Annotated in this window: 25 protein-coding genes and 4 pseudogenes; 14 read left to right on the forward strand and 15 right to left on the reverse strand. The window is 40.6% G+C overall.

Going from position 1 to position 23,629, the window contains the following annotated elements; genetic code table 11:
- Nucleotides 1-43: 43 nt before the first annotated feature.
- The 5 genes and pseudogenes from LZ575_RS08775 to secA all read left to right on the forward strand — a co-directional run bounded on the left by LZ575_RS08775 (nucleotide 44) and on the right by secA (nucleotide 6,124).
- On the forward strand, nucleotides 44-751 hold the full coding sequence (locus LZ575_RS08775) for an ABC transporter ATP-binding protein (RefSeq protein ID WP_235330313.1): 708 nt from the start codon (nucleotides 44-46) through the stop codon (nucleotides 749-751).
- A 508-nt stretch (nucleotides 752-1,259) separates the two neighbouring features.
- A complete protein-coding gene (locus tag LZ575_RS08780) occupies nucleotides 1,260-1,520 on the forward strand; it encodes a hypothetical protein (protein ID WP_235330314.1) in 261 nt (86 codons plus the stop codon).
- Nucleotides 1,521-1,727: 207 nt separating this feature from the next.
- A pseudogene (locus LZ575_RS08785) lies at nucleotides 1,728-2,301 on the forward strand (cob(I)yrinic acid a,c-diamide adenosyltransferase).
- Between the two features lie 153 nt (nucleotides 2,302-2,454).
- Entirely contained in the window at nucleotides 2,455-2,676 is a 222-nt protein-coding gene (locus LZ575_RS08790) for a DUF2795 domain-containing protein (protein ID WP_235330315.1), read from the forward strand.
- An 84-nt stretch (nucleotides 2,677-2,760) separates the two neighbouring features.
- A pseudogene (gene secA, locus LZ575_RS08795) lies at nucleotides 2,761-6,124 on the forward strand (preprotein translocase subunit SecA).
- A 1,049-nt stretch (nucleotides 6,125-7,173) separates the two neighbouring features.
- Here the strand turns inward: secA and LZ575_RS08805 are convergent.
- The 3 genes from LZ575_RS08805 to LZ575_RS08815 are packed head-to-tail and all read right to left on the reverse strand — an operon-like array spanning nucleotide 7,174 to nucleotide 8,116.
- Nucleotides 7,174-7,545, reverse strand: a complete 372-nt coding sequence (locus tag LZ575_RS08805) for a hypothetical protein (RefSeq protein WP_235330318.1) — start codon at nucleotides 7,543-7,545, stop codon at nucleotides 7,174-7,176.
- Nucleotides 7,515-7,889 carry an RNA polymerase sigma factor gene (locus LZ575_RS08810; protein WP_311196100.1) on the reverse strand — a complete coding sequence of 125 codons (375 nt, stop codon included), beginning with the start codon at nucleotides 7,887-7,889 and terminating at the stop codon, nucleotides 7,515-7,517. The genes LZ575_RS08805 and LZ575_RS08810 overlap by 31 nt, the downstream gene beginning before the upstream one ends.
- The gene (locus LZ575_RS08815) at nucleotides 7,859-8,116 is read right to left on the reverse strand and encodes a sigma factor (protein ID WP_235330319.1); all 258 of its coding nucleotides are present in this window, start codon (nucleotides 8,114-8,116) and stop codon (nucleotides 7,859-7,861) included. Before LZ575_RS08815 ends, LZ575_RS08810 begins: the two co-directional genes overlap by 31 nt.
- A gap of 144 nt (nucleotides 8,117-8,260) precedes the next feature.
- Between LZ575_RS08815 and LZ575_RS23510 the strand changes: the two genes are divergently transcribed.
- Together LZ575_RS23510 and LZ575_RS23515 are read left to right on the forward strand one after the other, a co-directional pair.
- Entirely contained in the window at nucleotides 8,261-8,428 is a 168-nt protein-coding gene (locus LZ575_RS23510; protein WP_311196042.1) for a hypothetical protein, read from the forward strand.
- Entirely contained in the window at nucleotides 8,425-8,610 is a 186-nt protein-coding gene (locus tag LZ575_RS23515) for a hypothetical protein (protein WP_311196043.1), read from the forward strand. The genes LZ575_RS23510 and LZ575_RS23515 overlap by 4 nt, the downstream gene beginning before the upstream one ends.
- A gap of 274 nt (nucleotides 8,611-8,884) precedes the next feature.
- Here the strand turns inward: LZ575_RS23515 and LZ575_RS08825 are convergent, their stop codons facing one another.
- The 5 genes from LZ575_RS08825 to LZ575_RS08845 all read right to left on the reverse strand — a co-directional run bounded on the left by LZ575_RS08825 (nucleotide 8,885) and on the right by LZ575_RS08845 (nucleotide 12,096).
- Nucleotides 8,885-9,577 (reverse strand): peptidoglycan DD-metalloendopeptidase family protein, encoded by a 693-nt coding sequence (locus LZ575_RS08825; RefSeq protein ID WP_235330320.1) that lies wholly within the window; start codon nucleotides 9,575-9,577, stop codon nucleotides 8,885-8,887.
- A gap of 25 nt (nucleotides 9,578-9,602) precedes the next feature.
- On the reverse strand, nucleotides 9,603-9,938 hold the full coding sequence (locus LZ575_RS08830) for a hypothetical protein (RefSeq protein WP_235330321.1): 336 nt from the start codon (nucleotides 9,936-9,938) through the stop codon (nucleotides 9,603-9,605).
- A gap of 256 nt (nucleotides 9,939-10,194) precedes the next feature.
- The gene (locus LZ575_RS08835; protein WP_235330322.1) at nucleotides 10,195-10,962 is read right to left on the reverse strand and encodes a hypothetical protein; all 768 of its coding nucleotides are present in this window, start codon (nucleotides 10,960-10,962) and stop codon (nucleotides 10,195-10,197) included.
- The gene (locus tag LZ575_RS08840; protein WP_235330323.1) at nucleotides 10,962-11,573 is read right to left on the reverse strand and encodes a hypothetical protein; all 612 of its coding nucleotides are present in this window, start codon (nucleotides 11,571-11,573) and stop codon (nucleotides 10,962-10,964) included. Before LZ575_RS08840 ends, LZ575_RS08835 begins: the two co-directional genes overlap by 1 nt.
- Nucleotides 11,557-12,096 (reverse strand): RNA polymerase sigma factor, encoded by a 540-nt coding sequence (locus LZ575_RS08845; RefSeq protein ID WP_235330324.1) that lies wholly within the window; start codon nucleotides 12,094-12,096, stop codon nucleotides 11,557-11,559. Before LZ575_RS08845 ends, LZ575_RS08840 begins: the two co-directional genes overlap by 17 nt.
- Nucleotides 12,097-12,268: 172 nt before the next feature.
- Between LZ575_RS08845 and LZ575_RS08850 the strand changes: the two genes are divergently transcribed.
- The gene (locus LZ575_RS08850; RefSeq protein WP_235330325.1) at nucleotides 12,269-12,718 is read left to right on the forward strand and encodes a DUF2911 domain-containing protein; all 450 of its coding nucleotides are present in this window, start codon (nucleotides 12,269-12,271) and stop codon (nucleotides 12,716-12,718) included.
- Nucleotides 12,705-12,860, forward strand: coding sequence for a hypothetical protein (locus tag LZ575_RS08855; protein ID WP_235330326.1), 156 nt, complete (start codon nucleotides 12,705-12,707; stop codon nucleotides 12,858-12,860). The genes LZ575_RS08850 and LZ575_RS08855 overlap by 14 nt, the downstream gene beginning before the upstream one ends.
- A gap of 15 nt (nucleotides 12,861-12,875) precedes the next feature.
- Here LZ575_RS08855 and LZ575_RS08860 read toward each other — a convergent pair whose 3' ends face one another.
- Complete coding sequence (locus tag LZ575_RS08860; protein ID WP_235330327.1) at nucleotides 12,876-13,304, reverse strand: organic hydroperoxide resistance protein; 429 nt, start codon at nucleotides 13,302-13,304, stop codon at nucleotides 12,876-12,878.
- Between the two features lie 105 nt (nucleotides 13,305-13,409).
- Here LZ575_RS08860 and meaB point away from each other — a divergent pair.
- From meaB to LZ575_RS08880, 4 genes and pseudogenes are all read left to right on the forward strand, one after another.
- Nucleotides 13,410-14,498 (forward strand): annotated as a pseudogene (gene meaB, locus LZ575_RS08865) (methylmalonyl Co-A mutase-associated GTPase MeaB).
- Nucleotides 14,488-15,207, forward strand: coding sequence for a glycosyltransferase family 2 protein (locus LZ575_RS08870; protein WP_235330328.1), 720 nt, complete (start codon nucleotides 14,488-14,490; stop codon nucleotides 15,205-15,207). The pseudogene meaB and the gene LZ575_RS08870 overlap by 11 nt, the downstream one beginning before the upstream one ends.
- A 1-nt stretch (nucleotide 15,208) precedes the next feature.
- Nucleotides 15,209-15,976, forward strand: coding sequence for a glycosyltransferase family 39 protein (locus LZ575_RS08875; protein WP_235330329.1), 768 nt, complete (start codon nucleotides 15,209-15,211; stop codon nucleotides 15,974-15,976).
- Nucleotides 15,858-16,847, forward strand: a complete 990-nt coding sequence (locus LZ575_RS08880; RefSeq protein WP_235330330.1) for a hypothetical protein — start codon at nucleotides 15,858-15,860, stop codon at nucleotides 16,845-16,847. The genes LZ575_RS08875 and LZ575_RS08880 overlap by 119 nt, the downstream gene beginning before the upstream one ends.
- Here the strand turns inward: LZ575_RS08880 and LZ575_RS08885 are convergent.
- From LZ575_RS08885 to LZ575_RS08905, 5 genes and pseudogenes are all read right to left on the reverse strand, one after another.
- Nucleotides 16,828-17,403 carry a phosphatase PAP2 family protein gene (locus LZ575_RS08885; RefSeq protein ID WP_235330331.1) on the reverse strand — a complete coding sequence of 192 codons (576 nt, stop codon included), beginning with the start codon at nucleotides 17,401-17,403 and terminating at the stop codon, nucleotides 16,828-16,830. The two genes, LZ575_RS08880 and LZ575_RS08885, sit on opposite strands and share 20 nt — an antisense overlap.
- A gap of 5 nt (nucleotides 17,404-17,408) precedes the next feature.
- Nucleotides 17,409-17,636, reverse strand: a complete 228-nt coding sequence (locus tag LZ575_RS08890; RefSeq protein WP_235330332.1) for a hypothetical protein — start codon at nucleotides 17,634-17,636, stop codon at nucleotides 17,409-17,411.
- Between the two features lie 72 nt (nucleotides 17,637-17,708).
- Nucleotides 17,709-19,085, reverse strand: coding sequence for an MATE family efflux transporter (locus tag LZ575_RS08895; RefSeq protein WP_235330333.1), 1,377 nt, complete (start codon nucleotides 19,083-19,085; stop codon nucleotides 17,709-17,711).
- Between the two features lie 296 nt (nucleotides 19,086-19,381).
- Nucleotides 19,382-20,800 (reverse strand): M20/M25/M40 family metallo-hydrolase, encoded by a 1,419-nt coding sequence (locus tag LZ575_RS08900; RefSeq protein WP_235330334.1) that lies wholly within the window; start codon nucleotides 20,798-20,800, stop codon nucleotides 19,382-19,384.
- 53 nt (nucleotides 20,801-20,853) lie between these two features.
- Nucleotides 20,854-21,733 (reverse strand): annotated as a pseudogene (locus tag LZ575_RS08905) (PPK2 family polyphosphate kinase).
- A gap of 71 nt (nucleotides 21,734-21,804) precedes the next feature.
- Between LZ575_RS08905 and LZ575_RS08910 the strand changes: the two are divergent.
- The gene (locus tag LZ575_RS08910) at nucleotides 21,805-22,392 is read left to right on the forward strand and encodes a hypothetical protein (RefSeq protein ID WP_235330335.1); all 588 of its coding nucleotides are present in this window, start codon (nucleotides 21,805-21,807) and stop codon (nucleotides 22,390-22,392) included.
- 69 nt (nucleotides 22,393-22,461) lie between these two features.
- Here LZ575_RS08910 and LZ575_RS08915 read toward each other — a convergent pair whose 3' ends face one another.
- Nucleotides 22,462-23,628 carry a sigma-54 dependent transcriptional regulator gene (locus LZ575_RS08915; RefSeq protein WP_235330336.1) on the reverse strand — a complete coding sequence of 389 codons (1,167 nt, stop codon included), beginning with the start codon at nucleotides 23,626-23,628 and terminating at the stop codon, nucleotides 22,462-22,464.
- Nucleotide 23,629 lies beyond the last annotated feature (1 nt).

Consider the following 23,629-nt stretch of genomic DNA (forward strand, 5'->3'; position numbering starts at 1 on the left):
TCAAAACAGCGTCCTATCTTTACATTAATTTCAGAAGCTATCCATGAGCAAGGTCATTGAATTACATAATATTACCAGGGATTTTCCACTGGGCCATGAAATAATTAAAGTTTTAAAAGGCATCAATCTTGAAATTGAACGCGGGGAATATGTAGCTTTCATGGGACCCTCAGGATCGGGAAAATCTACGCTGATGAACTTACTCGGCTGCCTTGATACGCCAACTTCAGGAAGCTATATCCTGAATGGTAAGGATGTGAGTAAAATGAGTGATGACGAACTTGCAGACATTAGGAATACTGAGATAGGCTTCGTCTTTCAGACCTTTAACCTGCTGCCCAGAACTACCGCTCTTGAGAATGTTGCTTTACCGATGGTGTACGCCGGAGCATCTAAATCTGCCAGAACTGCCAGAGCTACAGAAGTTTTGAAGAACGTTGGGCTCGCCGACAGAATGGACCATAAACCAAATCAGTTATCAGGAGGTCAGCGGCAACGGGTGGCAGTAGGCCGTGCATTGGTAAATAACCCCTCGATCATCCTGGCCGATGAACCAACCGGAAACCTGGATTCAAAAACTTCCGTAGAAATCATGCATCTCTTTGATGACATTCACGCTGCAGGAAACACTGTAATCCTCGTAACTCACGAAGAAGAAATTGCACTGCACGCTCACAGGGTAATCCGCTTACGTGATGGGGTGATTGAAAGTGATGAGAAGCGAAGTGAGAAGGTAGAAGTACGAAGTTAGAAGTACGAAGTTGGAAGTCCGAAGTCGGAAGTTGGAAGTTGGAAGTTAGAAGTTATAAGTTATAAGTTATAAGTTATAAATAGAAAGTTTTGTTCCGTCCCTGATTGCGACTCCGTGCCAGCATTAGGTGCTAGAAGTGCAAATTTAGAATTTGGAAGCAGTCACGGATCACAGATCCGCGCCAGCACGTTGAATTAAGAGGCCAGAATTAAGCCTGCCCGCCGTGGCGGGAGACAAGACTTTAAATTGAAATAAGATCTGCGGAAATCTGCGAGTTCTGCGGGAAAAAAATATAGAAGTACGAAATTAGAAGTGCAAAATTAAAATCACGAGTCTCAAATTCTGCGAGTTCTGCGGGAAAATTTTGCAACTGTAACCTTTAACAGACTCTATTACCCGCTGTTACTTTCCACTCTCCACTCTCCACTTTTTCCTTTCCCCTCTCTACTTTTTAGAACATTTTTCACCTACTCAAATCAATTTCTTAACTTGTAATAAATTTACCTAAATGCTGGATTTCGATCGGGAAACATGGATTTACATAGGATTAATAGGATTTTTTCTGTTCTACTATTTCTACAGCTCCCGTAGGGCGAAAAGCGAGCGGAGAGCAAGAAAGAATCAGAGCTTTAGAAGAAGATACCTTGAACGCAAAAAAGAATTAAACAAAGAAGATGATCTTCCCGCTGATGGTTCGAGAGTTGGAAGACTCAAGAACCAAGAAACAAGAGGCAAGAATCAAGAATCAAGAGGCAAGAAGCAGGAATAAAAGGAGCTATTATTTCAGACTTCAAGTTTCAGATACGGCTTACAAAAAAGATTTAACACGAATAGAAAACGGTAAACAGAAAACGGTAAACAAAACTCAGTTTATCAAAATAATAAAGAAAGAACCGAGAACTAACAACCTACAACTGAGAACAGAGAACTGAGAACAGAGAACCAACAACTGACAACCTAGAATTGAGAACTAAAAATGAAAATATACACTAAAACTAAGCGACAAAGGCACCACTTCACTTTTTGGAGGAACCCGTGTCCCGAAGCATCATATTCGCATTGAAAGCTATGGAACAATTGATGAACTTAACGCGCACATTGGCCTCGTGAAAGATCAGGATTGTGGAGAGCATACCAGGAAAATCCTGAACCGGGTGCAGGACTGGCTATTTACTATTGGTTCTACGCTTGCCACTGAACCTGAAAAAGCCACCCTTAAAAATGGTAAGGAACGGCTTACAATTCCTAAGATTACATTTGAAGACATAGAGCTGCTGGAATTGGAAATGGACCGGATGAATGAGGAGCTGCCGGAGATGACACACTTCGTGCTTCCGGGTGGGCATCAATCTGTGTCATTCTGTCACATAGCCCGTTGCGTGTGCCGTCGTGCTGAGAGAAATGCCACTGCTTTACACGAATTAAATCCCTTTGACGAGCTCATTTTGCAATACCTGAACCGACTCTCTGACTACCTCTTTGTGCTGGCACGGAAATTGTCCAAAGACTTACACGCAGACGAAGTTAAATGGATCCCTCAAAAGGGATAATTCCCCGCCTGTTTTTTCCTCTACACTGGGCGGAAAATTTTTACAACAAGCCCACAAGAGTACGTTCATTTTATTATTGATATAATAATAGATTTTTTTCTTGCTTATTACCGCAAAAAATTTATTTTTGCAAAAATTAAAACCCGATAATCAATGTATTGGACTTTAGAACTCGCATCCTATCTTAGTGATGCACCCTGGTTAACAACAAAAGATGAGTTGATCGATTATGCCATTCGAACAGGCGCTCCGCTGGAAGTAGTGGAAAACCTTCAGTCTATTGAAGATGAAGGGGATTCATATGACTCTATTGAAGAGATCTGGCCTGATTATCCTACGGATGAGGATTATCTCTGGAACGAGGACGAATATTAAAAACATTACGCAGGATAGCAAAAAGGTCTCAATATTGAGGCTTTTTTTTTGCGTACATTTGAAACATATTAAACACAAAAAACTATGAGTTTTTTAGATTCTGTATTAAAAGTATTTGTTGGCGACAAGTCTAAAAAAGACGTCAAAGAAATACAACCTATAGTAGACAAAATAAAAGCCCTTGAGAAAGAATTTGAGGCGCTTTCCCTTGATGAGCTTCGCGCAAAGACAGTAGAATTCAAAAAGAAGATTGCTGATGCTACCGCCGATATAAATCAGAAGATCACAGATCTAAACAAGGAAGCCGATGAGAGCGATGATATCACCCGTAATGAAGACATTTATGCCGAAATAGATGCCCTGAAAGATAAAAGATATGAGGCCAGTGAAGCTGTTCTCAACGAAATTCTTCCGCAGGCATTTGCGACGGTTAAAGAAACTGCAAAACGTTTTGTAGCTAATCCTACAATGAGAGTTGAGGCAACAGCTTTTGATCGTGAAATTTCAGCAGAGAAACCTTATGTAGAGCTTGATGGTGATCACGCTGTATGGAGCAACTCCTGGGATGCAGCCGGAAAACCCATTACCTGGGATATGGTACACTACGATGTGCAGCTTATTGGTGGTGTGGCAATGCACCAGGGAAAAATTGCAGAAATGCAGACCGGGGAAGGTAAAACCCTTGTGGCTACCCTTCCTATGTATCTCAATGCCCTTGCGGGAAACGGGGTGCATCTTATTACAGTGAACGATTATCTTGCCAAGCGTGACAGTGCGTGGATGGCACCTATCTTTGAATTCCACGGCCTTACAGTAGATTGTATAGATTACCACCGTCCAAATTCGGCAGCCAGAAGAAAAGCATATAATGCGGATATAACTTACGGAACGAACAACGAATTCGGATTTGATTACCTGCGTGATAACATGTCTCACGCTCCGGATGATCTTGTACAACGTCCGCACAATTATGCGATTGTGGATGAGGTGGATTCGGTGTTGATCGATGATGCTCGTACCCCGCTTATTATATCCGGGCCTATTCCAAAAGGTGATGTACACGAGTTTGAGGTTTTAAAACCTGCGATTCACAACATAGTAGAAGTACAGCGACAACATCTTACAAAGATCCTTGCTGAAGCAAAAAAACTTATCGCTGCCGGAAAGACTGAAGAAGGTGGACTGCAACTGTTACGTGTACACCGCGGACTTCCGAAAAACAAAGCACTCATTAAATATTTAAGTGAGGAAGGTATTCGTCAACTCCTTCAAAAAACTGAAAATAAATATATGGCAGACAACAACCGGGAAATGCCTACGGTTGATGAAGAGCTGTATTTTGTGATTGAAGAGAAAAACAACCAAATAGATCTTACCGACAAAGGAATTGAGTTTCTTTCAGGTAAAGATGATCCGGACTTTTTCGTGATGCCGGAGATAGGCATGGAAATCGCCAAAATTGAAAAACAAAATCTTTCTAAAGAAGAAGAAGCTGAGAAAAAAGAAGATCTTTTCCGCGAGTACAGTGTGAAAAGCGAGCGTATTCATACGCTGAGACAACTGCTGAAAGCTTATACTCTTTTTGAAAAAGATACTGAATATGTAGTTATCGAAAACAAGGTGAAAATTGTTGACGAACAAACAGGACGTATTATGGAAGGCCGCCGTTACAGCGATGGTCTCCACCAGGCTATAGAGGCCAAGGAGAATGTAAAGATCGAAGATGCAACCCAGACTTTTGCAACTATTACCCTTCAAAACTACTTCAGGATGTACCGAAAACTTTCGGGGATGACTGGTACAGCTGTTACTGAAGCAGGTGAATTCTGGGAAATATATAAAATGGATGTGGTTGAAATTCCTACCAATCGCCCTATTGCACGTGCAGATAAAGAAGATCTCGTTTATAAGACTAAAAGAGAGAAATATAACGCAGTTATTGAGGAAGTGACAAATCTTTCTCATGCCGGAAGACCTGTTCTTATTGGAACAACTTCCGTAGAGATTTCAGAATTATTGAGCCGTATGCTTACGCTTCGAAAAGTACCTCATAACGTACTGAACGCGAAACTGCATAAAAAAGAAGCCGATATTGTTGCCGAAGCAGGTAACTCAGGAATTGTGACCATCGCCACTAACATGGCAGGTCGTGGTACCGACATTAAACTGAGTCCGGATGTTAAGAAAGCCGGGGGTCTCGCCATAATAGGTACTGAACGTCACGATTCAAGACGTGTTGACAGGCAGCTGCGAGGTCGTGCTTACCGTCAGGGAGATCCGGGAAGTTCTCAGTTTTACGTATCTCTTGAAGATAATCTTATGAGATTGTTTGGTTCTGAACGTATTGCCAAACTTATGGACCGTATGGGACTTGAAGAAGGTGAAGTAATTCAGCATTCCATGATTTCCAAGTCTATTGAAAGGGCTCAGAAAAAAGTGGAAGAGAACAACTTTGGAGTCCGTAAGCGATTGCTGGAATATGATGATGTGATGAATGCACAGAGAGAAGTGATCTACAAACGTCGTTACCACGCATTATTTGGAGACAGGTTGAAGGTGGATATTGCCAATATGATCTTTGATACTGCGGAAGTTATTACCGAAACCAATAAAATGGCTACGGACTTTAAGAACTTCGAATTTGAGCTTATTAGATATTTCTCCATGAGTTCTCCTGTGACCGAAGATCAGTTTGCAAAGATGGATGTTCAGAAAATTGCTTAGCGAAGTTTACAAGGCGGCATACGAACATTATCACACGAAGATGGATCGTACTGCAAAAACTGCATATCCTATTATAAAGCAGGTTTATGAGGACGAATCAAATAATTTTGAAAGAATTGCAGTTCCTTTTACCGATGGTACAAAGAGCCTGCAGGTTGTAACAAATCTGGAGAAAGCTTATGAAACTGAAGGAAAGCAACTAACAAAAGATTTTGAAAAGAACATCACCCTGGCTATAATTGATGATTCCTGGAAGACACACCTGCGGAAGATGGATGAGTTAAAGCAGAGTGTTCAGCTTGCGGTTCACGAACAAAAAGATCCACTTCTTATTTACAAGTTTGAGGCTTTTGAATTGTTCAAAGTGATGATTGACCAGGTGAATAAGGACGTTATCTCCTTCCTGTTTAAAGGTGAAATTCCTGAAGGAAACACTCAAAACATCAGGGAAGCACGACAAACCAGACCAAAGGAAAAAGTTGAGACCAACAAGGAGGAAATTCCAAATATGGATGAGCGGGCAGCTCAAAGTCGCGCTGCAGGTCAAAGAACTCAGCAACGCCCGCAGGTTACTGAAACAATTGTAAGAGAACAGCCGAAAATCGGCCGTAATGATAAAGTTACCCTGAAGAATGTAATGTCAGGGGAAACTAAATCAATGAAATACAAGCAGGCCATTCCTCTTTTAGACAAAGGAGATTGGGTACTGACGGGGAACCAATAGTTTCTTGTTGTAGACTTGCAAATCCTATTATGTATATAAAAACCTGAAGTGTAATGCTTCAGGTTTTTTTTGATTACAAATTGAGGCTAACCTGGTTTAATTGACAGGCGAAGTATGTTATTTCTCTCTACTTGTTATGTCCCCCCGAGCGCAGTCGAGGGGTCTCTATATAGCAGGATCATCCTAAGAAGAAGGACTCGACTGCGCTCGACCTGACAGTATTATTTCAACAGAGGTAATTCCAACTTTTTCCACGCCATCCTCGGAATAATTCATAGCATCCTCATTAGATTATACAGGTAAGTGTCCCCCCGAGCGCAGTCGAGGGGTCTCTATGTAGCAGGTTCATCCTTAGAAGAAGGTCTCGACTGCGCTCGACCTGACAGCACAAGTTCAACAGAGGTAACTCCCAGCTCTTTCCACGTCATCCTCGGAATTCATAGCATCCTCATTAGCTTTCAAAGGTAAGTGACCCCAGAGCGTAGTCGAAGGGTCCTTATGTACCAATTATTCTAAGAAGGAGGTCTCGACTGCGCTCGACCTGACAGTACTGTTTCAACAGAGGTAATTTCCCCTCTTTCAACGTCATCCCGATATTATTACATTATCCAAGATTTCACAGGCAAATGTCCCCCCGAGCGCAGTCGAGGGGTCTCTATGTAGCAGGATCATCCTTAGAAGAAGGTCTCGACTGCGCTCGACCTGACAGTACTGGTTCAACAGAGGTAATTCCCAGCTCTTTCCACGTCATCCTGGTATAATTCCTAGCATTCGCATTAGATTATACAGGTAAGTGTCCCCCCGAGCGCAGTCGAGGGGTCTTTATGTAGCAGGATTATCCCAAGAAGAAGGTATCGACTGCGCTCGACCTGACAGTACTTTTTCAACAGAGGTAATTTCCACTCTTTCAACGTCATCCCGATGTTATTACATTATCCAAGATTTCACAGGCAAATGTCCCCCCGAGCGCAGTCGAGGGGTCCTTATGTAACGGGATCATTCTAAAGAGAAGGTCTCGACTGCGCTCGACCTGACAGTATGGGATTTTCCTATTGCCTTTCGATCAACCTCTTCAAAAACGGAATTTCCAGTAGAAACAGCGCAACAAAAGCTATGGCCCACGTCATTGTTTGGGAGAGCTCAATTTTGGGAACAGAGAAGCTGTTGAAGTCCGGTAAAGAGAAATTTGAAATTAAAGAGTAGCCAGTATTCATTTGGTAAAAGCCAAAAAAGGCTATTCCTATAATACTAAAAATTATTGTCCACGCCTGACGGGAGATGAGCGGTTTATATTCAAAAACCGCCTTCTTTACTGCAATTGCCTTCATTACATTTGCTGAAAAATCTATTGAAGGTTTTTCCAAACCTGCATCTTTCATCATCTTTTGCATCAGCAATTCTTCTCTAGACCGCTTTTCCATTGTTCACCTAATTTTTCCTGATTAATATAATTCTCCAGAAATGTAAATAATAATTTCCTGCTTCGGAATAATTTCACCTTTACGTTGTCTTCTCCTATCTTCATAACCTGAGCAATTTCTTTGACTGACTGTTCTTCGAAATAATATAAAGTAATAATGACAGCCTCCTGTTCAGGTAATCTTAAAATACATCTTTTTATTATTTCTGAACGCTCATCATTCAACATACTTTCCAGCCCGCTCTCCACGTGATTCAGAATATCTTCAGTTATATCTTCAACTAATTCTGAAGTTCGGGTAGTGGAAATTTTTCTTAGTCTGTCCAGGCTTTTTCTGTAGGCAATCCTATAGAGCCAGGTTGAAAATTTTGATTCCCCCTAAATCCCGGCAAAGCCTCGTAAGCTTTCAGGAATGTATTCTGTGCCACCTCCTCGGCTTCTTCCCTCACCTTCAGCATCCGGAAAATAAGCGTAAAGATATAGTGCTGATATCTTTCCACCAATATGCCAAAGGCCCGGGTGTCTCCGTGCATAGCCTTTTCAACAAAATACTGGTCAGTCTGATGGTTCATTATTATACATAGGACGTGTAAAACTTGCGTAAGGTTACAGAAGTATGAACAAAAAATTTTTTTATGTTATTTGTAACTGCTTGAAAAAGCTTACGTCCTATAGAAAAACGAACAGTCAATTATCAAAATTTAAATTTTACATCTATGGGATCAGAAGTTATTATTTTCACAGTTTTTTTCGCCGTTATATTCGGAATCTACTATCTCTACATCACCGCCCGTAACAGGGAGCGAATGGCTTTAATTGAAAAAGGAGCCGATGCCACTATTTTTTACACCGGAAAACGCAGCGTCACGCTGTATGGAAAGTGATCGTGCTCAATTTGGCGTTGCTGCTAATGGGGATAGGTGCGGGAATTATTTTGGGAAGTATTTTACAAACCACTATAAATTTTAATTCTGGTGCAATTATGCCCGGAACTATCTTTTTAATGGCAGGTACAGGATTATTAATTGGATTCTTCATTACAAAAAAGATGAATGAAGACGCTTAGAAATATGTCTCCTAATTATTAAAAGTCGCTATAATAAAGCGGCTTTTTTGTTTCCTTCCGTCATGCGAAACGGTTCCTTTTTTGGAACAGATGTAACAATCTCATCTGCTGGATGTAAGTCAAGCTTGTGCTCCTATTCATGAGATTGCCACACTCAGGGAGATATTCTCTTACGACACGCTACTCTTCTTCGCTCGCAATGATGGAAATATAAATTTAAACTGCACTTCCCACTTCTACCTTCTACCTTCTACCTTCTACCTTCTAACTTCCTTCACTTAATCTTCAGCAACAAATTAGGATCAGGGCAGTTTTTTAAATAGAAATCCAGGTCTTCTTTTGCGGCTACACCGGGATAATCCCCGGAATTTCCTTGCAGGTCTTCTATGATCTGAAAGTGTAAATGTGGGGCATAGTCTCCATTAACTTTTGAGGAACCTAAAACGGCTATCTTGTCACCTGCTTCCACTATTTGTCCAAATGCCAGATTTGCAATTGACTTCCTGCTTAAGTGACCATAAAGGGTGTAGAAAGTTTTTTCAGCATAAATGTGTTCCAGGATAATAGTCGGACCATAATTCCCGAAGCCTTCATTGTCCTGAAAACTGTGCACCGTCCCATCCAGAGGTGCTAAAACTGCGGTTCCTGCATCGCACCATAAATCCAGTCCAATATGAATATTTCGGGGAGAGGGAGTATTTTCATCATTAAATATTACACTGCGCTGATAAAGATTACGCTTCTCATTATAACCCCCATATGCGATTTTGCGTTTTTTTGAAGCCACATAATCGCTTATGTATTTTTTATACTCTCCGGCAGAAGGGATTTCAATTTTATTTAAATCTTTATTCTTGCCGGAGAGGTCTATATGTATATAATCTTTCTTCTTGTATTCTGAATCTATTACAGGAGTAAAACCCTCTGTACAATCTCGTATAAGTTCGGAGAACTCCAGTGTCGCCATTGGTTACTTTTTTCTCAAAAATAACCTATTTAATTATAATATCACTAAAAGTTGCGTTAATGGAAACAGTCCTGTTAGCATTGCCGGAACCATAGTATCCATTGAGCATTTGTTTGTCATAAGAACTCGTAGATTTCACTGTGGAAGCCTTCGGATACTGGATTTCACTCTGCGATCCATTATAGTTAAAATTAAGAGCTGCCTGTGGCAGGTTAAGTACTAAATCACTGTTTTTTAAGGAAATATCCAGGTTCCTGAAATTCGGACTTAGCTTGCCAACAACTAACTCTCCAAAGGTTCCGGAAAGGACTCCGGTCTCCTCAATCTCCTTAATGTTTACGTCACTGGAATTTGAGGTCAATTTAATACTTGTTGCTTTATTAATCACACAGCTTTGTACATAACTGGTATTAAGAACCCCATACTTCCACTCATTAATTGTTATAGGAGTGTAAGAAGCTTTTACATCGGTTCCATTCCCGTCCAGGATATTTGCTATTAGTTTGCTGTGAGTGAGATTAGCTTTTAAATTAGTAGTTCTTTGACCCAGGTTAACCTCCCCATATCTTACATCCAGGTTCAGGTTTGCTTTTGCAGGTACTTTTACTTTTAAAAACCTAGTTGGCCTTAGTCATTCCTTTCAATGCAGGGACTTTTGGAGCATCTCCTCCCTGGCCCTCAAATTGTTTCGCAAAATCTTCTCCCCACTTTTCCATTCCGGCACCAAAACTCTCAGCCCATTTCTCCATGGATTTCTCAAACTTCTCGCCGTTTTTTTCCATCTCCTTCTCTACATTCTTTCCCCACACTTCTGCATTTTTCTCAAACTGCTCTGCCCATTTTTCCATAGAAACTTCAAAGTCTTTTCCAAATTTCTCTTCAATTTGTTTTTCAAACTTTTGCATATATTTCTCTCCGTCCTTTTGGTAAGCTTCATAGTCAAAATTGACATTTCCCATTTTAGAAGCAAATTCGGGAGGAAGAGGTGGGTTATTAGCAATGTTCTCTAACATCGGGGCCACCATCTCTGTCATTAAAGGTGCCAGCATATCCTGAAGATGACCCATTGACTGGGTGAGAGAAGCCACATCCATATCAGGATGTTTTCCCATTGCCCCGGAAGCTGAAGAACGTATGGTAATTTCTCCTGCATTACCTGATGTTTCAAAATTCCAACTGTCCAGCAGCGTCTTTGCCTCTGCAGAGCTTAGCTTCCCATCTACATAAGCTTCAATTTGGACTTCATTTTTATCCCAGGTTTCAAACACCACATTTGTGTGCCGGGCGTCCAGATTTATTTTAACATCGCTGTTGGTCTTATAGGATTTCTCCAATTTTTTGTTTTGGGAAAAAGCCGTAGCTGTAAACAGAAGTAACAGCATCATTAAGAATTTAGGCCTGGAAGGTTCTCATAGCTTGTATTTTTTGAATTCTTTATTTCTTTTAATTTGTTCTTTAGCTTTAGCAGCAACTCCAATCTTAATTGGAGGTTTGCTATCATAGCTTCAACGGTTTGTTCATTCGGGTTTTCAGTTAATTCAGCATTAAGGCGTTGATACTCCTTATCCAACTCTTCCAGTTGCAGCATAAAAGCATCAATAAGAGCTTTATTATCGTTGTTGATCTCAAGTTTGGCCAGTTCTAAATTGATACTCGCCAGGTAGTAATTCTCAATTTGTTTAAACTCAGGGGAAACATCGCTTAGCTGGAATTGTTTTTCATTTAGCAATTCTTCTTCAGGCGCTTCCTCAGTTGGGGTATCTACTATTTCTGTATCATTTGTAACAGGAGCGGGATTGTTGAAAAAGAACAATCCTATTCCAATTGCTACCACCAGCACAGCTGCAATACTCAGCAAGTAATAGCTAGTGTTAGATTTTTTTTGAGGTAATTCTTTATTTAGCCGTGCTTCGAAACGTTTCTCATGGCCTTTATTTAATTTTTCTGTAGAGTCGGAATCCTGATTCCTAAGCATCTCTCTAATATCCTGTGCCATCTTTTACTGTTTTTAGTTCGTCCTGTAATTTCTTTTTTCCCCGGTGCACCAGGGTTCTGGATGCCACCTGCGATATTTTTAGAATGTCTGCAATTTCTTCGTGATCATATCCTTCAATAAGGTAAAGCATCAAAGGATATTTATATTTTTCCGGCAACTCCTCCATTGCCTTTTTTACCTGCTCCACTCCTATTCCATCATCTACCTGCCAGTTATTATCCTCTTCGACAGTGCCAAGTATATGTTCATTAAGCGCAACGAGTTCCAGTTTCTTAGCCTTTAGTTTATCAATACATTTGTTGATCACGATACGCTTAAGCCAGGCTCCAAAGGTCACATCTCCCTGGTACTGGTGAAGCTTTGCAAATGCTTTAATAAAAGCTTCCTGCATTGCATCCTCCGCTTCAAACGGATCTCTTAAAAATCTTCTTGCCACTATGAACATGCCGTCGCAGTAGCGATTGTACAACTTAAGTTGTGCTTTCCGGTCATTAGCGTGACAATCTGCTATTAGTTGTTGCATTGACTTATTAATTGGTTAGCTGGTATCATAAAGACGAAGGAAAAAAACTAGTGTTGCAAAAATTGCATTTTATTCTGAAAAATTTTCAGCAATTGTTATCATTGCTGAAGGAATGCTTTAATTTAGTGGATTGGCATAGTTTTAGGACAATTAAAATTGAAGAAAAACTGAAATGAGCAAAAATCTTACATTAGGACTGAAGATTGCTTACGGACTTCTGGTAATAGTACTTGTGTTCCTGTTTTTCAACAGGTATTCTACAAAAGCTCATAGCCCTGAAGACACAATTGTTTATCAGGAGGCAGAGCTGGAGCTGGAGGTCTTCTACAACCGCCCTTATAAAAAGGAGCGGGAAATCTTTGGTAGCCTCGTACCCTACGACCAGGTGTGGAGAACTGGTGCCAACGAAGCAACTACTTTCACCACAAACGAAGACCTGCTAATCGACGGATCTTTCCTGGCAGCAGGAAAATACACACTCTGGACGATCCCGGGAGAGAAATCCTGGAAAGTCATCTTTAATTCAAAAATGTATCCCTGGGGCATAGATGCAGATAAAAAGCCATACCGCGATCCGGAATTTGATTCGCTTGTAATCGAAGTGCTTAGTGAGAGAAACTAATGAAGTAGTGGAACAATTTACAATTTACTTCGACAGGGCAAACGACCTGGTTTTTATGAACCTAACCTGGGATGAAACAATAATTACAGTACCTCTTACAAAAACAGAAGAAGCGCCTGTAGCGCTTCTTCATCCCAATTAAATAGTGTTGTTGCTTTTACTCCTCGTCCAGTAGAAGATTGAGCGTAACATCAATGTTATCCCTTGTAGCTCTTGAATAAGGACAAATTTCGTGGGCTTCATTAACCAGCTTTTCACCTGTTTCTACGTCTACTCCCGGGAGGTATGAATCAAGAACTACAGAAAGTTGTAAGTCATCTTCTTCCGTCTTCCCCAATTTGACGGTGGCAGTGACATTAAAATCACCAAGATCTACTTTATGTTTTTTTGCCACTATCTGGAGAGCGCTACCATAGCAGGCAGAATATCCGGCTGCAAATAGTTGTTCAGGATTGGTTTGTTTTTCACCTTTACCTCCAAGTCCTTTAGGCATACTCACTCTAAAGTCCAGGATACCGTCATCACTTTTCACATGACCTTCCCGGCCTCCGGAAGTTGTAACCGTGGCTTTATACAATGTTTTCATCGTCTTTACAATTTTAATTAATTTTATGAAGATAGGAATATACCACCTATTGCAGTTTGCATCAAAGGAAGTTTCCTAAATTTGTCATAAATATAAATTTCCGCTTTGGCTGAACCCACCGATAAATCTGCTTTGAATGAATCTGAAGGTACTCCTCATTCTCCAAAAATTAATCCAGCTTCAGTAGCCAGAATAAAGGCCTTCAGAAAAAAGGAGGTGACAGAAGAGCAATTGGTTGAACAGTTGTTATCAGGAAACAAAACTGCACTTGGAAAGGCAATAACTTTGGTAGAAAGCAACCAGGAAAAACATCTCTCAAAAGCTGAAAAAATTATTGAAGCCTGCCTGCCTCACTCTCAAAGATCTATTAGAATAGGTATTACAGGAGTTCCCGGCGTAGGTAAAAGCACTTTTATAGAAGCCTTTGGAAGCTATCTTGTTGAACAGGGAAAAAAAGTGGCAGTGCTGGCTGTAGATCCCTCCAGCTCCGTCTCTCATGGCAGTATCCTTGGCGACAAAACCAGGATGGAAAAGCTGGTGACACTGGAAAATGCTTTTATAAGACCATCCCCATCTGGAGATTCCCTGGGTGGAGTAGCACGAAAAACCAGGGAAAGTATTATATTATGTGAGGCGGCTTAGTTTTGATGTGCTGTTAATAGAAACTGTGGGTGTTGGCCAAAGTGAAACCACTGTACACAGCATGACCGATTTTTTCCTGTTGCTGAAACTGGCAGGTGCCGGGGATGAACTCCAGGGAATAAAACGGGGAATTATTGAAATGGCCGACCTCATCGTGATCAACAAAGCCGATGGAGAAAATAAAAAAGCCGCAAGGGAAGCCCGCCTGGAATTTAAAAGGGCATTACATTTGTACCCTCCAAAAGAAAGTGACTGGCAGCCAAAGGTGCTTTTAAGCAGTGCTCTCGAAAATATTGGAATAAATGAAATTGCTGATTTAATAGAGGAGTACAAATTGCTCACCACCAATAATGGCCATTTTGAAGTTAACCGCCACAGGCAGAATAAATTTTGGCTCCTTCAAACAATTAATGAGCATTTAAAGAACCTAGGTTTTACAGACATCCAAAAATTCAGAGCGAGTTAAAGGAACAGTTAAAGGCGATAGAAGAGAAAAAAACAAGCCCGTTTACTGCGGCGAAATATTTACTAAGATTGTGGGATGAAGTATGACTTTACAATAATAATTCCGGTTTATAACGAATCGGAAAGCCTTGAAAGATTAGAGCAGAAGCTAAAAGAATACCTGCAAAGAGCATCCCGAAAAACCTGTATAATCCTTGTGGATGACGGGTCTACAGATGGCAGTACTGAAATTATAAGGGAAATCACGTCCAGAAATTCTGATTTTTACAGAATAGTTTTTAAAGAAAATGCAGGAAAAGGTGCAGCTTTAAAGGCTGGTTTTGAAGCGACTACCAGCCCTCTTTTGGGTTATATGGATGCAGATCTTCAAACCCATCCTGAAGATTTTGAGCGCTTACTGCCTTTCTCACAGGAATATGAACTGGTAATCTACTGGAGACAGGTAAGAGAGGACACAGGAGTTAAGAAGCTCTCTTCCAAAGTTGGTAACGCAGTTCGAAATTTATTTATTAATGACGATATCCACGATTCCGGGTGTCCCTTAAAGGTCATACATACGAAAAACGCTCAACAAATTCCTATGTTAACTAGTTTGCAAAGATTTATTCCTGCGATGATCCTGCTACAGAAGGGCCGGATTAAAGAAGTACCCATTCCTCATTATCCACGGCGTGCGGGAGTATCTAAATACTCTTTTAAGAACAGGCTCCTTGGTCCCTTGTTTGACTGTTTTGGCTATGTTTGGATGAAGAAGACCTACATCAATTACGAAATCAAAGAAAAAAATCTGGATTAAGGTGAATCTTATTAAACACCTCTACCATCGATATCCTGAAATTCTGCTTTCTCTCACTGGAGCAATGGTATTTCTTTTAAACCTCGATTTGCTATTTGTAAATATTATGGAAGCCAGAAATTTCATCACCGCCAGGGAGATGCTGGAATTTAACAACTGGATATTTACGACTATGAACGAAGTGCCGAGGTATCAAAAGCCTCCATTACCAACCTGGTTAACGGCAATATCTGCAGCTGTTTTTGGTAAGGAGAATGTATATGCCTACAGGTTACTGACCGCTCTGGCATCCATTTTTCTGGTTTTGATGGTTTATAGGATACAGCTTAAATTAAGTATTCAAAAGTCTTTGGCCTTTGGCAGCAGTATTATTCTCGCCACCTCATTTTACATTTTCTTTGCCGGACGCGAGGGACAATGGGATATTTTCACCCATAGCTTTATGGCTGGTAGTATTTACTTTCTACTGCAACTATTGACCTCCGGCCGCAGTACTTACCGTGCAGCCTTATTAGCTAGGTTTATTTTTGGGAGCCTCTATTATGAGCAAAGGTCCTGTGTCTTTATACGCCCTTTTTCTTCCGTTTGTAGTAAGCTATGGTCTTACCTACAAATTCTCCCGCCTGCACAAATTATGGAAGCCTTTACTTTTGTTTATTTTAACCGGAATTGTAACAGGAGTATGGTGGACGATAATTGTTACTTATTACGATCCTGCCGAATTTACAAGGATTGCAGAGGTAGAGAGCGATCGCTGGTTCAATTATAACACCCGGCCGTTTTATTACTACTGGAGCTTTTTTACTCAAAGCGGCATCTGGACAATTCCTGCTTTCGCCGGACTTTTATACTGGTACATGAAGCCACGGGTTTCAAATATAAAAACATATAAATTTTTCCTGTTCTGGACCTTAGGTTCGGTTCTTCTGCTTTCAATAATCCCTGAGAAAAAAAGCAGGTATCTGCTCCCCGTCCTTATCCCTATGGCTGTGACTACGGGATTTTATGTGCAATATGTGATTAGAAGTTTTAAGAACAGAATGACTACTACTGAAAAACTTCCCATTTACCTCAATTTTGGTCTGCTGGCAATAATTTCTCTCTCAGCTCCATTTATTCTGTATTTTTTGGCAGCTGAAACTTTGATGAATATGAAATTTATTTATTTTCTTTTTAGTCTTTTCTTACTGCTGTGGGGTGCGGGATTTATCTTCGGAACAATAAAAAGGAAACTCAAACTTCTGTTTTCATTACAGGCTGGTCTTATGCTCCTGATTATTTCTTTCGGTTTTCCTCTGCTGAAGCTGATAGATCCTTCCAATAATAATCCCAATGTGGCTGATGTTCGGAAATATGCTGTGGAGGAGGGCCTTCAGGTTTATGATTATTCAAATATGCTACCCGAATTGATCTGGACTTTTGGAAAAACTATTCCCCAAATAGATAAAAATGGAATTCTACCTTCAGAAAAAGAATTTTTACTTTTTGTAGACGAAGAATTTCAACCTAACTGGCGGGAAGATTTTGAAAATTATAATATTGAAGCTTTAGGAGTACTGGACCTGAATCCCACCTATGCAACCGGAACTAATTCCCGACTCCTTCGAAATTATTACCAACTTACAAAACGGGAACTCTAAACCGCCGGAATAAATAAGCGTGAAACCACGAAAAAAGAAAACCGAAAATAGCCCCGATAAATATCCCTGTTAAAATATCTCCCGGATAATGAACTCCCAGGTAAATACGGCTGTATGACACAAAAATTGCCCAAATTAGTAAGAAGTAAATAAGCCTGGGATAGTATTTTTTAAGAATAATACCCAGAAAAATCGCTACTCCTGTTGAATTTGAAGCATGTGCAGAAAAATACCCGAACCTTCCGCAACGTTCTGCTACAAATCTGGCATATTCCATGACTCCTTCCTGTCCGCAGGGACGGGGCCTCTCAAAGCTATGCTTAAAAACATTGGCTAATTGATCTGTCGCAGTAATGAGTAGCGCAATTAAGATTGCTGTTATGATCGCTCCTTTTATTCCGAATTTTTTAAATATGAGATAGAGCAGGAAGGCGTACAAGGGTAAAGCCGTCCACTTCTCTGTTACCAGCAACCAGAATGGATCCCAGGTGGTATTGCCTAAACTATTTAAAAAAAGGAATAGCTCCCTGTCCAGCTGATTGATAGATTCAAGCATAGCTTCTAATCCTCGTATCTGGAGACTTCTCTATCATAAAACTCGTTCGCCTGTGTAATAAGAACTTCTGCCTGTTCTGCAAGTTCGTTTTCATCACTCTGGTCGAAATCTTCAAGCCATTCCACCTCATCGTCCTCAAGATTAATTATAAACCGTGGATACTCAGTGTGGATGACAAAAATAGCGTCAGGAAAATCGGTGTTATCACCTAAAAGGAATTTTGGAAAGTCCATAAATTAAATTTTATCAAATATGTAAATTTTGAAGGAGAAAATGGTGCTTATTTGCAGCTTTCCGCAGAAGATCTACTGAACCACCTGTTCCTGAAGAACATTTTCTTCCTCTTCTATAAGCTGCCGACTTAAAAAATTAAATCTTAAGTATAATAGTAATGCTGAAGCAGTCAATCCTGCAAGTAGACCTAGCCAGATCCCCATACTCCCTAGCTGCTCCTCTTTTCCGAAATAAATAGAAACCGGAAAACCAATGATCCAGTATGCTATAAAGCAAATAACTGTAGGTATCTTAACATCCTGCAGCCCCCGTAATGCTCCCAGGATCACCACCTGCAAACCGTCGCTGAGCTGGAACAAGGCAGCCACTATTAACAGTTGTGCTGCAAGTAATAAAACTTCAGGATCATCAATATACCAGGTTGGCAACCAATCCTTCAGCAAAATAAATCCCACGGCAAAGACAGCTTCAATTAAAAAAACGAGTAAAAATGTGGAAAAGGCAATGCGCCGGAGGTTTTTGTAATTCCTTAGCCCTTTTTGATTTCCCACCCGTATGGTTGCTGTAACCCCCAGGCCTACTGCAATCATAAAAGTCATGGAGGCGAGATTAAGTGCAATCTGGTTTGCTGCCTGTGGATTTGTTCCCAGGGTTCCTGCAAGTATAATAGTACTTATGAAGATTGCCACTTCAAAAAACATTTGTAATGCTGTGGGTAAACCTAAGGCTAAAATCCGTTTAAAAATCTTTGGCTGCAGCAAATTTTTTCTGGTCCATATAAAGTAATTTTTAAATTTCTTCTTTCGCCGCAAAATTTCCCAAATAAACCAGAGCATGAAGAACCTGGAGATAAGAGTACCTATGGCTGCTCCAACTAATTCCAGCCTTGGAAAGATCCAGATTCCATATATGAGGAGAAAGTTAAAGGTCACATTCACCACATTAGCTAATAAGGTGGCATACATAGCATATATTGTTTGGGAAAGCCCATCTGCAAATTGCTTATATCCCTGAAAAACCATAAGCGGGATAAGAGAAAAGGCCACAATCTCCATGTAAGGAATTGCGAGATCCACCACCTCCGGCGGCTGATCCAGGTGGTACAAAATCGGCTTGGCTAGCAACAGAAGCAAAAACAGGAGAATTCCACTGGCTGTACTTAAAATGATCCCGTGATGGAAATAGCTCCGCCCGGTTTCAAGATCATCAGCTCCGTCGGCTTCTGCAATTAAAGGGGTTATTGCAAAAGAAAACCCGATTCCCAGGGAAAGAGCGATAAAGATTAAACTGTTTCCAAGAGAAACCGCGGCCAAAGGTGCAGCTCCCAACCTTCCTATCATCAAATTATCCACCAACCCCACCAGAACATGACCCAATTGCCCCATCATCACCGGGAAAGCAATATTGAGATTGGTTTTAAATTCTTTGGTATAGCGGGAAAGATACAAACCTGAAAATTTTAGTTTGCAAAGATAGCAGGGTTTTCAGGTTGAGGAAACAATTTTAGAAAATAAGAGACAAGAGACAAGAGACAAGAGACAAGAGACAAGAGACAAGAGACAAGAGACAAGAGACAAGAGACAAGAGACAAGAGACAAGAGACAAGAGACAAGAGACAAGAGACAAGAGACAAGAGACACTCTTCCGTCTTAATCGGCTGTCGCCGATTAAGCCATCCTCCCTTTTTAAGGGAAGGAGCTTTTAAATAGGTGAATTAAACGTCCCCTTCGGGGGCTGGGGGATTTTACATCTTCGGCTCTTGTTGGGTGGAAATGGTTTTAAAACCGTATTTGTCAACCAGATATATTAAGGATGCCATAGTAGCTGCGCCTAATTCCAACTCTCTCTTGTTTATTGCTTCAAAAGTGTCGTTATCGGAATGGTGATGGTCAAAGTAACGTTGAGAATCTGGTCGTAATCCTGCCAGTACTACAGAACCGTTTTTTAATGGAATAATATCTGCTCCGCTGCCATTGCGGTGGAACTGATGAATGAGATAAGGTTCAAAAAGCTTTTTCCAGCTTTCTATTTGATTAAATTGTGCATCTCCCGTGTCAAAGGAAAATCCGCGTGGGGTGAAGCCGCCTGCATCGCTCTCCAGCGCAAAAATGTGATTCTCTTTTTTACGTTTTACCTCTTCGGCATACTTGTTTCCACCTCTTAATCCATTTTCCTCATTCATAAAAAGGACCACCCTAATACTCCTTTTTGGCTTGTAATTTATTTCTTTAAAGAGACGTAATACTTCCATGGACTGTACTACTCCTGCCCCATCGTCATGAGACCCATCTCCCAGATCCCAGGAATCCAGGTGGCCACCTACTACTATATATTCATCAGGAAATTCTGATCCCGTTATTTCCCCAATAACGTTATAAGATTGAACATCAGCCAATTGCTCACTGTTGATCTTCATGTACAATTTTACCGATTTATCCAGCTTCAAAAGAGAGCTTAGATATTCAGCATCATTCGTACAAATAGCTGCTGAAGGAATTCTCTTTTCCACAGGAAGATCTTCGTAAGTCATACTCCCCGTATGAGGAAAATCATCCAGCCTGTGGGTAAGTGATCTAACTATAACTCCCACCGCACCGTATTTAACAGCCTCTGCTGCGCCTTTATATCTTTGATCTACACAACCCCCGTAAGCTGCAAATGTGTTAATAAGATCGGCACGCATGGGTCGATTAAAGAATATAATTTTTCCTTTTATCTGTTCCTCTCCGTATTTTTCAAGATCTTCAATTCCCTGGACTTCTATGACTTCAGCTTTAGTTCCCATCGCCGGAGTGGAAACTGAACCTCCAAGAGCTGCAATATTTACATTTCTGCTTGTTCCGGGAGCAGTTTCTATGAAGGCGTACTCTTTGGTACCCCTTATCCATTTTGGCACCATTACAGGTTGCAGCCATACTTTTTCCAGACCTAATTCTTCCAGCTCTTTTTTAGTGTATTCTACAGCCCGTTGTGCGTTTACTGATCCTGATAATCTTGGGCCGATTTTTAATGAGAGATGCTCCAGCCAGTCATATGCCTGACCATTAAGCAGGGCCATATCATAAATTTTCCTGATCTCCAGAGAATCTTCAGCTGAAGATGTGTCCTGGGAAAAGCCTTTGAAGGATAGTAAGAGTATGAACAGAAAAAACATTTTTCTCATCAGGTATAATTTTCAGCTAAATAACTAAATTTTTAAAAGGAGAGAAAGTCAACCTACTCTTTTTGCAATTCTTCCTTATACTGCTCCAGGTTCTTTTTTATTTCCGGAGCAAGTTCCGGTTCTTTTACTTCTTTATACCCCGAGAGCTCCTCCCATAACACCTTTGCAACTAAATAACGGGCTGTGGTTTTGTCATCTGAAGGAATAACATACCAGGGAGCGATGGAAGTAGAAGTCTTATTTATTGCCTCCTCATAACATTTCCTGTATGTGTCCCACAACTTACGCTCCTCAAGATCACCGGGAGAAAATTTCCATTGCTTTTCCGGCTTTCTTAATCTACGCAGAAGCCTATACCTTTGTTCTTCTTTGGAAATGTTCAGAAAGAATTTAAAGATGATGGTACCATTTTGCTGAAGGTGTTTCTCAAAATTCCTGATATCTTCAAATCGTTTTTCCCAAAAATCTTCTGTAATATCCTCAACGCTGTTGATCCCCGGAAGATTCTCATTCATAATATATTCCGGATGGACGCGGGTAACCAGTACATTTTCATAGTGCGTCCTGTTGAAAACCCCGAATTTCCCTCTTGCTTAGCAAAGCAATATAGTGCCGCCACAAGAAATCGTGTTTTAATTCGAGGGAGGAAGGAACCTTAAAACTGTGTACCACAACTCCACGAGTATTAAAACCTTTAAAAACTTCTCTTACCAAACTATCTTTCCCTGAAGTGTCCATGCCCTGAAGGCAGAAAAGAACGGAATATTTTCCATGGGCATAGAGCTTATTTTGCCAGTCTGCCAGCTTTTTCCGAATATCCTTTAAATTTTTTTTAATCTCCTCTTTATCTGCCTCCAGGTCTAAAGACGTTTGAAGATCTGAGATTTTTATTTGCGAAGTGACTTTAAAATCAGCTGAATTAATTTTAATCATATGTGTGGTTTAAAATAAAGATACAAATCTTAAATCCATATTTTTTTTATCTTCGCCTCAAACAGAAGAATTTGAATAAGGAAGAGGTTATTGAGCACGTATCGTATTTACTTCAGGAAGTTACCACTTCCATGGAAATAGTAAAGGATGATCACAAAAGAGAACAGCGTTTTAAGTACCTGGCGAAGTATATGGTTGAAAAGGCCATTGAAAAGGATGGCTTAATTGTTTCAGAAAATGGACGCGGAGTTGCTATTCTCTATCGTACCAATAGCAAAGACAAAAATTTTTGGAAAGATCTTGTGCAGGACCTGAAGCTGGCAATAAATGTTACCGGGATAAGGAAAGGCCTGAAAGCCATGAAAAACCAAAAATATGTAAAAGACCAGCGACCTAAAGAGGGTGATTATCTTTATTGCTGGTTTTGGGGGATTCTCCCGGATTCCCGTGGAAGTGATGACAGCAAAACTGCTTATGAAATGAAGAACAGGTTCTATGAAATAGCAAAGGAGTTGCAACTTCCTATTTATGCTGAATCCCGGAACAGGAGGATTAGTCTTGCTTACAGGCGATATGGCTTTGAACTGTTTCACGAATGGAACCACCCCAGCGGAGACGTTATGTACTTTTTACGGTATCTTCCCCCCGCGAAAGAGTAAAAAATTGATTCCTTACAATCTTTAAAGCATTAGAATGGGTTAAATGCTGCTACAAACTTTTGTCTATAGTTAAGCTTTACTTGCAAACAACCTTACATCTTCTTCTGTAACCTCGTTTCCACCCAGGATGATAAGTCGCTCCACTACATTCCTTAATTCGCGAATATTTCCCGTCCAGTCATATTCCTTTAAAAGGTTTATGGCACCTTCAGTAAAATTTTTCTTGATGCTGCCCTGTTCTTCTGTAATCTTTTCGCTGAAAAATTCTACCAATAACGGAATATCCTCCCGACGTTCATTTAATGGCGGTACCTGAACTAAAATGACAGCAAGACGATGGAAAAGATCTTCCCGGAATTTCTTTTCCTCAATTTCTCTTTTCAGGTCTTTATTGGTAGCTGCCACTACCCGAACATCCACTTTTATATCTTTATCACTTCCCACCCGCGAGATCTTATTCTCCTGCAGCGCACGTAAAACTTTAGCCTGTGCCGAAAGGCTCATATCCCCTATTTCATCCAGAAATATTGTACCACCGTTGGCTGCTTCAAACTTTCCGGCCCGATCTCTAACGGCTGAAGTAAAAGCTCCTTTTACATGACCAAATAATTCACTCTCTATTAATTCTGAAGGGATTGCGGCACAGTTAACTTCTATCATAGGGCCGTTCGACCGCTCGCTTTTTTGATGCAGCCAGTGTGCAACCAATTCCTTTCCTGTTCCATTGGGGCCCGTTATAAGTACCCGGGCATCTGTAGGTGCCACTTTTTCTATAATGCCCTTAATGCGGGAAATGGCAGGAGATTCTCCTATCATTTGATAATTTTTCCCCACCTTCTTCTTAAGACGGGTATTTTCAACTACCAGTTCTTTACGATCAAGAGCATTGCGTACCGTATTGAGCAATCGGTTAAGATCTGGCGGTTTAGAAATATAATCAAAAGCTCCAAGTCTCATCGTATTAACCGCAGTATCTAAATCTCCATGACCAGAGATCATCACTACAGGAACTTCAGATTTAATTTTCTTTATAGCCTCCAGCACTTCTATTCCATCCATTTTTGGCATCTTGATGTCGCACAGAACAAGGTCATATTCCTCATCCTTTACTTTTTCTATTCCCACCAATCCGTCTTCAGCTTCATCAACTTCATATGTGCTGTTCTCTTCAGAAAGAATTTTTATTAATACCCGGCGAATAGCCGCTTCATCTTCTATAATCAATATTTTAGGCATA

The organism is Antarcticibacterium sp. 1MA-6-2, from assembly GCF_021535135.1.
Lineage (GTDB): Bacteria > Bacteroidota > Bacteroidia > Flavobacteriales > Flavobacteriaceae > Gillisia.

Coding starts and splice junctions, on each gene's coding strand:
- LZ575_RS08775 (WP_235330313.1), top strand. CDS start 44: ATGAGCAAGGTCATTGAATTACATAATATTACCAGGGATTTTCCACTG.
- LZ575_RS08780 (WP_235330314.1), top strand. CDS start 1,260: ATGCTGGATTTCGATCGGGAAACATGGATTTACATAGGATTAATAGGA.
- LZ575_RS08790 (WP_235330315.1), top strand. CDS start 2,455: ATGTATTGGACTTTAGAACTCGCATCCTATCTTAGTGATGCACCCTGG.
- LZ575_RS08805 (WP_235330318.1), bottom strand. CDS start 7,545: ATGGAAAAGCGGTCTAGAGAAGAATTGCTGATGCAAAAGATGATGAAA.
- LZ575_RS08815 (WP_235330319.1), bottom strand. CDS start 8,116: ATGAACCATCAGACTGACCAGTATTTTGTTGAAAAGGCTATGCACGGA.
- LZ575_RS23510 (WP_311196042.1), top strand. CDS start 8,261: ATGGGATCAGAAGTTATTATTTTCACAGTTTTTTTCGCCGTTATATTC.
- LZ575_RS08825 (WP_235330320.1), bottom strand. CDS start 9,577: ATGGCGACACTGGAGTTCTCCGAACTTATACGAGATTGTACAGAGGGT.
- LZ575_RS08835 (WP_235330322.1), bottom strand. CDS start 10,962: ATGATGCTGTTACTTCTGTTTACAGCTACGGCTTTTTCCCAAAACAAA.
- LZ575_RS08840 (WP_235330323.1), bottom strand. CDS start 11,573: ATGGCACAGGATATTAGAGAGATGCTTAGGAATCAGGATTCCGACTCT.
- LZ575_RS08845 (WP_235330324.1), bottom strand. CDS start 12,096: ATGCAACAACTAATAGCAGATTGTCACGCTAATGACCGGAAAGCACAA.
- LZ575_RS08850 (WP_235330325.1), top strand. CDS start 12,269: ATGAGCAAAAATCTTACATTAGGACTGAAGATTGCTTACGGACTTCTG.
- LZ575_RS08860 (WP_235330327.1), bottom strand. CDS start 13,304: ATGAAAACATTGTATAAAGCCACGGTTACAACTTCCGGAGGCCGGGAA.
- LZ575_RS08870 (WP_235330328.1), top strand. CDS start 14,488: ATGAAGTATGACTTTACAATAATAATTCCGGTTTATAACGAATCGGAA.
- LZ575_RS08885 (WP_235330331.1), bottom strand. CDS start 17,403: ATGCTTGAATCTATCAATCAGCTGGACAGGGAGCTATTCCTTTTTTTA.
- LZ575_RS08890 (WP_235330332.1), bottom strand. CDS start 17,636: ATGGACTTTCCAAAATTCCTTTTAGGTGATAACACCGATTTTCCTGAC.
- LZ575_RS08900 (WP_235330334.1), bottom strand. CDS start 20,800: ATGAGAAAAATGTTTTTTCTGTTCATACTCTTACTATCCTTCAAAGGC.
- LZ575_RS08915 (WP_235330336.1), bottom strand. CDS start 23,628: ATGCCTAAAATATTGATTATAGAAGATGAAGCGGCTATTCGCCGGGTA.